This is a genomic window from Oscillibacter sp. KLE 1745, assembly GCF_000469445.2.
Lineage (GTDB): Bacteria > Bacillota > Clostridia > Oscillospirales > Oscillospiraceae > Oscillibacter > Oscillibacter welbionis.
In genome coordinates this window covers 1-8,401 of the sequence record NZ_KI271768.1, presented here as the reverse complement: position 1 = coordinate 8,401, position 8,401 = coordinate 1, and the positions used below count along the sequence as shown (strand labels likewise).

At 60.9% G+C, this 8,401-nt stretch carries 8 protein-coding genes and 1 other annotated feature; of the genes, 1 reads left to right on the top strand and 7 read right to left on the bottom strand.

The features are described from left to right. Positions 1–34: 34 nt before the first annotated feature. From HMPREF1546_RS16030 to HMPREF1546_RS16015, 4 genes are all read right to left on the bottom strand, one after another. The gene (locus tag HMPREF1546_RS16030; RefSeq protein WP_021748571.1) at positions 35–1,465 is read right to left on the bottom strand and encodes an MATE family efflux transporter; all 1,431 of its coding nucleotides are present in this window, start codon (positions 1,463–1,465) and stop codon (positions 35–37) included. 188 nt (positions 1,466–1,653) lie between these two features. Further along, a complete protein-coding gene (locus HMPREF1546_RS16025) occupies positions 1,654–2,508 on the bottom strand; it encodes a MetQ/NlpA family ABC transporter substrate-binding protein (RefSeq protein WP_025544176.1) in 855 nt (284 codons plus the stop codon). Between the two features lie 87 nt (positions 2,509–2,595). Then, positions 2,596–3,339 (bottom strand): methionine ABC transporter permease, encoded by a 744-nt coding sequence (locus tag HMPREF1546_RS16020; RefSeq protein WP_021748569.1) that lies wholly within the window; start codon positions 3,337–3,339, stop codon positions 2,596–2,598. Then, positions 3,332–4,336, bottom strand: coding sequence for a methionine ABC transporter ATP-binding protein (locus tag HMPREF1546_RS16015; protein WP_036629898.1), 1,005 nt, complete (start codon positions 4,334–4,336; stop codon positions 3,332–3,334). Before HMPREF1546_RS16015 ends, HMPREF1546_RS16020 begins: the two co-directional genes overlap by 8 nt. Before the next feature lie 63 nt (positions 4,337–4,399). After that, positions 4,400–4,643 (bottom strand) — a binding site (T-box leader). A 239-nt stretch (positions 4,644–4,882) separates the two neighbouring features. On the opposite strand from HMPREF1546_RS16015, the gene HMPREF1546_RS16010 reads away from it, so the two are divergent. Beyond that, entirely contained in the window at positions 4,883–5,734 is an 852-nt protein-coding gene (locus HMPREF1546_RS16010) for a DUF368 domain-containing protein (RefSeq protein WP_036629893.1), read from the top strand. 49 nt (positions 5,735–5,783) lie between these two features. Here HMPREF1546_RS16010 and HMPREF1546_RS16005 read toward each other — a convergent pair whose 3' ends face one another. Genes HMPREF1546_RS16005 through HMPREF1546_RS15995 form a run of 3 tightly spaced genes read right to left on the bottom strand, consistent with a single transcriptional unit; the run spans position 5,784 to position 8,271 of the window. Then, positions 5,784–6,710, bottom strand: a complete 927-nt coding sequence (locus tag HMPREF1546_RS16005) for an EamA family transporter (RefSeq protein ID WP_021748566.1) — start codon at positions 6,708–6,710, stop codon at positions 5,784–5,786. Positions 6,711–6,746: 36 nt separating this feature from the next. Next, positions 6,747–8,039, bottom strand: coding sequence for a methionine gamma-lyase family protein (locus HMPREF1546_RS16000; protein WP_036629891.1), 1,293 nt, complete (start codon positions 8,037–8,039; stop codon positions 6,747–6,749). Further along, positions 8,017–8,271, bottom strand: coding sequence for an AbrB/MazE/SpoVT family DNA-binding domain-containing protein (locus HMPREF1546_RS15995; protein WP_249390717.1), 255 nt, complete (start codon positions 8,269–8,271; stop codon positions 8,017–8,019). The genes HMPREF1546_RS16000 and HMPREF1546_RS15995 overlap by 23 nt, the downstream gene beginning before the upstream one ends. Positions 8,272–8,401 lie beyond the last annotated feature (130 nt).

The following is an 8,401-nucleotide window of genomic DNA, read 5'->3' as shown; positions in this document are numbered from 1 at the left end:
GGCGGGAATCCGATGGATTCCCGCCGCTTTTTTCTTATTCCGAAACGGTCTCCTCTTCCAAAGTGAGGGGCACTTCCACCGGCGCGGGCGCGCCCTCCGGCAGCAGCTGGCGCTTGACCTTTTTCATGGCCCACAGGAAACAGATCACGTGGACGCCGAAGGTAATAGCCCAGCTGATGGGATAGGACCAGTAGATCGTCTGGATGGTGTGGAACTGGGGCAGCTGAAAAATGGTGGCGATCCACAGCAGCCGCAGGCCGCAGGCGCCCACCAGGGACACCAGCATGGGCATGATGGAGTAGCCGATGCCGCGCAGGCCGCCCACCATCACGTCCATCATGCCGCAGAGGGCATAGGTGGTGCAGACGATGCCCATCCGCACCAATCCGGCCTCAATGACCGGGGGACTGGTGGTGTAGATGGACAGCAGTACCCGACCTGCCAGCGTGGCGGCGTTGCCCAGCACCAGCCCCACCACCAGCACGCAGCCCTGGGCGCGGATCATGATCTTGCGGATGCGGTGGTAGTTACCGGCGCCGTAGTTCTGGCTGGTGAAGGAAATGGTGGCCTGATACATGGCGTTCATAGACACGTATACGAACTGCTCAATGTTGGCCGCAGCGGAGTTGCCAGCCATGATGACCTCACCGAAGGTATTGACGGAGGACTGGATCACCACGTTGGACAGGGAGAAGAGAATCCCCTGGAATCCGGCGGGCAGGCCGATGCGGAGGATCTGCCGCATGGCCTGGGGGTGGAGCCGCATCTTCTTGAGATCCAGGTGCAGCGGGCCGGTATCCTTCACCATGCAGCGGAGCACCAGGGAGGCGGAGATGCACTGGGAGATCACGGTGGCGATGGCCACACCTGCCACGTCCAGCTTGCAGACGATGACGAAGAAGAGATTCAGCACGATGTTGACGACTCCCGCCAGGGAGAGGAAGTACAGCGGCCGCTGGGTATCGCCCTCCGCCCGCAGCAGGGCGGCGCCGAAGTTGTAGACCATGGTGGCCGTCATGCCCAGGAAGTAGATCCGCAGATACAGCGTGGCCAGATCCAACACGTTCTCCGGGGTCTGCATCCAGATCAGGATGGTCCGGGCACCGAAGACGCCCACCACTGTCAACACCAGGCCGCTGATGATGCTCAGCAGGATGGAGGTGTGGACTACCCGGTGGAGCGCGTCTCTATCTCGGGCGCCGTAGTATTTGGCCGCCAGGGTATTGGCACCCACGGCCAGGCCCACAAACAGGTTGGTCAGCAGGCCGATCAGCGCGGTGTTGGACCCCACTGCCGCCAGGGAGTTGTCCCCGGCCCAGCGGCCCACCACCACGATATCCGCCGCGTTGAACAGTAGCTGCAGTACGCTGGAGCACATTAGCGGGATGGAGAACCGCAGCATCTTGGAGAGAATAGGGCCGTTGCACATATCGATCTCATAATGAGTCTGCTGCTTGCCTGCCATGTCAGAAAACCTCGTATATGTCCCAGAATTTGCGCTGTATGACGCAAGCCATATTCTAGCACGGAGCGTCTGGAAATGCTACTGGTTTCCGCGAAAAATTTTACACGATTTTAACATTGGAAATTCTCAAAAAGCTGTGCCGGAGAGACAAAGCCTCTCCGGCACAGCTGAATTGAAAGGAAATGATCTTAGAAGGCAGGTACCACGGCGCCGTCGAAGGTCTCGGTGATGTAGTCCCGGATGGTGTCGGAGTGGAGAGCATCCACCAGGGCCTGAATAGCCTCGTTGTTCTCATTGCCCTCCTTCACCACCAGTACGTTGACATAGGGGGAGTCGCTGGACTCGATGGCCAGAGCGTCTGTGGTGGGGTTCAGGCCGGCGCCCAGGGCGTAGTTGGAGTTGATGACGGCCAGATCCACGTCCGCAAGCACGCTGGGGATGGTGGCGGCCTCCAGCTCCTGGAACTCCAGATTCTTGGGATTGTCCACAATGTTGTTGGGAGTGGCGGTCAGGTTGGAGCTGTCGTCCAGGGTAATCAGGCCTTGGGCCTCCAGCAGCAGGAGGGCGCGGCCCTCATTGGTGGCATCGTTGGGAACGGCAATGACGGCGCCGTCGGGCAGATCCTCCAGGGAGGAGACCCGGCCCGCATAGATGCCCATGGGCTCGATGTGGACGCCGGCCACGCTCACCAGATGGGTGCCGCGGGTCTCGTTGAACTCCTCCAGATAGGGCAGGTGCTGGAAGTAGTTGGCGTCCTCGTCGCCGTCCTCCACGGCGGTGTTGGGCACCACGTAGTCGCTGTACTCGTTGACCACCAGCTCGATGCCCTGCTCCGCCAGGATGGGCACGCACTGGTTCAGAATCTCGGCGTGGGGGGTGGGAGAGGCGGCCACCGTCAGGGTGACGGTCTCAGCGGCATCGCTGCCCGCCTCGGTGGCGGCACCGTCATCAGCGGCGCCGCTGTCATCGGCGGAGCCGCCGCAGGCGGCCAGGGACAGGCACAGGGTCAGGCCCAGCAGCAGGGCCAGCAGTTTCTTTTTCATGTTTCGTTCCTCCAATAAAATATCGTTTATGATGTATTTCAAACGCTTGCCGGATTTTCAAGAGACAAACGATGAAAACGCCGGGGGTCACTTGGTATGGGCAAAGCGGGCCAGGAGATCGAGGGGGCCGGATTTTTTGGCGCCGGACGGCTGGTCCAGCCGCTTATCGATGCGCCGGGACAGCCAGTTGAAAATCAGCTGGACCACCTGCACCAGGATAATCAGGAACACCACCGTCACCCACATAACGGAGGTGATGCCCCGCTGATGGCCGTACCGGACGGCGATGTCGCCCAGGCCGCCGGCGCCCACGGTGCCGGCGATGGCGGTATAGGCCAGAATCGTCACCAGGGAGATGGCACCCCCCAGGATCAAAGAGGGCTTCGCCTCCGGCAGGTACACCTTCCAGACGATCTGGAGGGTGGAGGCGCCCATGGACTGGGCGGCCTCGACCACACCGGCGTCTACCTCGTTCAGGGAGGTCTCCACCATCCGGGCGATGAAGGGGGCGGCGGACACCACCAGAGGTACGATGGCGCCTTTGACGCCGATGGTGGTGCCCACCACCATCCGGGTGAAGGGCATAATGGCCACCATCAGAATGATGAAGGGGACGGACCGGCCGATGTTGACGATCCAGTCCAGCACCCGGTAGACGCCCCGGTGGGGCCGGATGCCGTGGGGCTGGGTCAGGATCAGGGCCACCCCCAGAGGGAGGCCGATCAGATAGGCGAATGCGGTGGAGATCACCACCATTACCAGGGTATCCCAGACACCATCTGTCAGCACATTACCGTATTCGGCCCAGAAGGCCGCAATAGACTCAAACATGGTATTCCACCTCCTCCGCAGAGACATTGGGCTGCGCCCGGATATAGCTGAGGGCTTTGGCGGCCTCATTGGGGTCGTCCGGCAGCCCAAGCAGCATGGTGCCGAAGGCCCTGCCCTCGATGTTGCGGGTGTCGGCACCCAGAATATTGACCTTCACCCCCAGGTCGATGGCGAGAGACGCGATCAGGGGCTGGTACGCCGTACCGCCGTTGAAGGCCACGCGGACGGCGTGAGTACCTGCCGGATACTGTTCCAGGCTGACGCCACCGGGGTACACCAGCCGCCGGGCCGCATCCGTATGGGGATTGGAGAAGATGTCCTCCACCTTGCCCTGTTCAGCCACCACGCCGCCGTCCAGGATCGCCACCCGGGAGCAGATCTCCTCGATGACGCTCATCTGGTGGGTGATGACTACCACGGTGACCCCAAGCTTCTCGTTCAGGTCCTTCAGCAAGGCTAGGATGGAGGCGGTGGTGGTGGGATCTAAGGCGGAGGTGGCTTCGTCACACAGCAGGACCTTGGGGTCCGTGGCCAGGGCCCTGGCGATGGCCACCCGCTGCTTCTGTCCGCCGGAGAGCTGGGAGGGATAGGCGTCCGCTTTCTCCCGCAGGCCCACCAGGTCCAGCAGCTCCAGGGCCCGCTTTCTGGCCTGGGCAGCGGGGGTACCGCTGAGCTCCATGGGGAAGCAGACGTTTTTCAGCACCGTCCGCTGCATTAGCAGGTTGAAGCTTTGGAAGATCATAGTGACGTTCCGACGGGCCAGCCGCAGCTCTTTTTCGCTAAGGGCCGTCATATCCTTCCCGTCCACGATCACGGTGCCGGAGGTGGGACGCTCCAGCAGGTTCATGCACCGCACCAGGGTGCTCTTGCCGGCGCCGGAGAGACCGATAATTCCGAAGATCTCCCCCTTCTGGATGTCCAGACTGATGTCCTCCAGGGCATGGACGGCGTTTTCACCCGTTCCAAAGGTCTTGTACAGGTGCTGAATTTGAATGATAGACACGGGATAACGCTCCTTTCCGGTGAATTCTGGCAATAAAAAAGTCCTTGAGACAAAAGTCTCAAGGACGACGGAATTCGCCGTGGTACCACCTTGATTCGCACGCTTCCTCATGAAAGCGGCCTTGGGGAGTGCAAACACACTCCTGCGCTGTGACGTGCGCCCACGTCGTGACCTATGCCGGGACGGCGGTCGGCCACGCAACTCCGAGACCATGTTCTCCAAGCCCTTCCAGACCTCTTCTCACCACACGAGGCTCTCTGCGCTGTATCTGCCTGGGTACTCTTCTCTTCATCGTCTTTTTGCTATCAGGTTATTCAATAACTGTCTCATAGTTTATCTGATAACACCGGAAAAGTCAACAGGGAAACCTGCATAGAAATCCAGGCAAAAGACATGTGGTTCTGTGAGTTTCCACAAAGCGGCGTCGGGCGCTGTCGAAACCGGGAATTTTTTCAAGAGAAGAGGCAGTATCGGATTGCAACTGCTGGGCAAAACTGCTATCATAAAATCCACAAGACCCAGGAGGATGGAGGAACGGCGTTGAGGCGGAAGCGGGATCGGAATTTTGGCATACGCTGGCTGCGGGACCTGCTGTGCGGCGTCCTGATCGGGGCCGGCGCCATCCTGCCGGGGGTTTCCGGCGGGGTGCTGGCGGTGGTGTTCGACATCTACCGTCCCTTTATGGAGGTGCTGACCCATCCCCGGGAGGCCATCCCCAAATACTGGCGGTGGTTTCTGCCCATCGGGCTGGGGTGCGCCATCGGCTTTCTGGGCTTTGCCAAGGGCATCGCCGCGGCCATCGACGTGTCCAGCACCGTCACTACCTGGCTGTTCATCGGCCTGATCGTGGGCACGGTCCCATCTCTCTTCCGGGAGGCGGGGAAGGAGGGACGCAGCATCGGCTCTTGGGTCAGCATGGCGGTGTGCGCCGGCGCCATCTTCTTCAGCCTGTTTTACGTAGGAAAAGTGATTTGCGTCACCGTGGAACCCAATTTCTGGTGGTACAACTTCTGCGGCGCCCTTTGGGGCATGAGTCTGGTGATTCCAGGGCTGACCTCCTCCTCGGTAATGATGGCCCTGGGGCTGTACCAGCCCATGCTGGAAGGGCTGGCCCGGCTGGACTTCCTGGTGCTCTCCGCCTGCCTGCCGGGGATGGTGCTGACGATCCTGCTGCTGGCAAGGCTGGTGAGCTGGTTCTTCCGGAAGCACTACTCCATCGCTTTCCACGGGATCTTCGGCATCGTGCTGGCCTCCACATTGGTTATCATCCCCACCAGTTATGTGGGCGCGTGGGAGATTGTGCTGTCGGCGGTCTGCTGCATCGGCGGCTTTTTGCTGGCCTACTTCATGGCCCGGCTGGACCGGCGGATCCAGGAGAACGGCAGGGCCTGAAACATGAAAAAAGTCCCCTCTGTGTTCCGGCACAGGGGGGACTTTTTCATTACAGATCGAACACGCCCATGATGGCAATGCCCGCCACGATCAGCGCGATCATGGCGTAGTGCTTCCAGGAGAGCTTCTCCTTCAGGAAGATCCGGCTCCACAGCACGGAGGCCGCGCAGTAGGAGGCGATGATGGGCGCGGACATGGCCAGATGCTCCGTGTCCGCGATGGCGTAGATGTAGGCGAACTGTCCGGCGGTCTCGCAGACGGCGCCCAGATACTTGGGGGCCTCCATCTTCGGCACCAGCCGGTCCCGCTTGATGAGCACCACATAGACAAAGCACACCACGGCGGCCAGCAGGAACGTCAGCTCATAGGCCACGTTGGCGCTGGCCTCGTAGTCCTCCACGGTGCGGCTGATGATCTCCAGCACCCGGCTGTCGGCAAAGGTGCCGGCAGCGTCCAGCACGCAGTAAGCCGCAGGCATGGCCAGGGCCATGAAGCTCTTGGTGTACTTGTAGTTGCTTGCCTTCTGCCGCTCGATGCGCAGTTCGTCATCCTCCCGGGCCTCCACCACACCCAGGCCCACGGCGCCCACACACACCAGCGCCATGGCGAACAGGGCCAGGGGGGAGTATCCGGCGATGCCGTCAAAGAGGATAGCCAGCACAGCTACCAGGGCGCCGGAGGAGTTGCAGATAGGGGAGGAAATGGACAGCTCAATGTACCGCAGACCCACATAGCCCATGGCCATAGAGAGAATGTACAGGATCGAGACGGGCAGGTATGTCAGGATGATGTCCAGATTGATGACCGTACCGCCCACAAAGACCTCGTAGGCCGCGTGAAGGCCCATGACAACGCCCACGGCCATCACCATTTTCAGGTGGCTGTACTTGTCCCGGGCATCGCGGCAGCCGATTTTGGAAAAGAGGTCGGAGCCGCTCCAGCAGAGCAGCGCGATCAGAGAGAGCCAAAACCACATATTACGTTTTTCTCCTAAATCACTGTATTCAAAGCGTTATTTACTTTCCGGCAGAGTTACCAGACCCGCCTCCACCAGCTTCTGGAGGGACATGAGGATTCCCAACTTGGCGTGGTACCAGGTGAGGCCGCCCTGGAAGTAGACGGCGTAAGGGGGGCGGATGGGCCCGTCGGCGGAGAGCTCGATGGAACTGCCCTGGACAAAAGCGCCGGCGGCCATGATGACGTCGGAGTCATAGCCCGGCATGGCCCAGGGCTCCGGGGTCACGTAGCTGTCTACCGGGGCGGCGGCCTGGATCCCCTTGCAGAAGGCCACCATGGCCTCGGCACTGCCCAGGGTCACCGCCTGGATGATGTCATGGCGGCTCTCCGTGGCGTTGGGGACGCAGGCGAAGCCCAGTTCCTCATAGATGTTGGCGGCAAAGACAGCGCCCTTCAAAGCGCCGGACACCACCGTGGGGGACAGGAACAGCCCCTGGTAGAGGGCGGGCATCAGACCCAGGTTGGCACCCACCTCTTGGCCCAGTCCCGGGGCGGAGAGCCGGTAGGCACACCGGTCCACGCACTCCTTGGTGCCGCAGATGTAGCCGCCGATGGGGGCAAGTCCTCCGCCGGGGTTCTTGATGAGGCTGCCTACCACCATGTCGGCCCCCAGGTCCGAGGGCTCGATGGTCTCCACGAACTCGCCGTAGCAGTTGTCCACCATGATTTTCACGTCCGGCTTGATCCCCTTGCAGAAGGCGATCAGTTCCCCGATCTGCCGGACCGAGAAGGAGGGGCGGGTGGCGTACCCCTTAGACCGCTGGATGGTGATGAGCTTGGTGCGGCCGTTGATCTTCTCCCGGATGGCGTCGTAGTCGAAGGTTCCGTCGGGCTTCAGGTCCGCCTGGGCATAGGTGACGCCATACTCCTTCAGGGAGCATTTGCTCTCCCGGATGCCGATGACCTCCTCCAGGGTGTCATAGGGGGCTCCCACCGGGGACAGCAACTCGTCCCCCGGCAGCAGGTTGGCGGAGAGGGCCACTGCCAGGGCATGGGTGCCGCAGGTGATCTGGGGACGGACCAGAGCCGCCTCCGTGTGGAACACATCGGCGTACACTCGCTCCAGGTTGTCCCGGCCGTCATCGTTGTAGCCGTAGCCGGTGGTGGCGGCAAAGTGGGTGGCGTTTACCCGGTTTTTCTGCATGGCGGCCAGGACCTTGCCTTGGTTGTACTCTGCCGTCTGATCAATGACGTCGAACCGGGGCCGCAAGTCCCGGAGCACCGCCTCGCCGTATTCATAGACCGCCCGGCTGACGCCGAGCTGTTCATACATGGTCACAATTTCCATGGTCTTCCTCCGTTGTTCCCAAAATTTCATCTGCCAGGTCGCTGAGGACCTGGGGCTTTGTCACCACCAGGCCGCTGACCTCATTGCCCAAAATCAGCAGGGTGTCTCCGGGAGAGATGCCAAAGAACCGGCGGGCCTCCTGCGGGATGACGATCTGTCCCCGGTCGCCCACTTTGGCAGTGCCAAAGACCCGGTTTTTGGACATGCCCAGCATGTGTTTGCCTCCAGGCATGGAGCTACCTCCTTGAAATCATACTTTTCACACAAGTGTGAATCATAGCACAACCGGAAGAACTTGGCAAGAGGAAATTTTTCAAAACGGAAAATGGGCAAGATAGTAGATTAAGTGCAGAAGAAGTCAG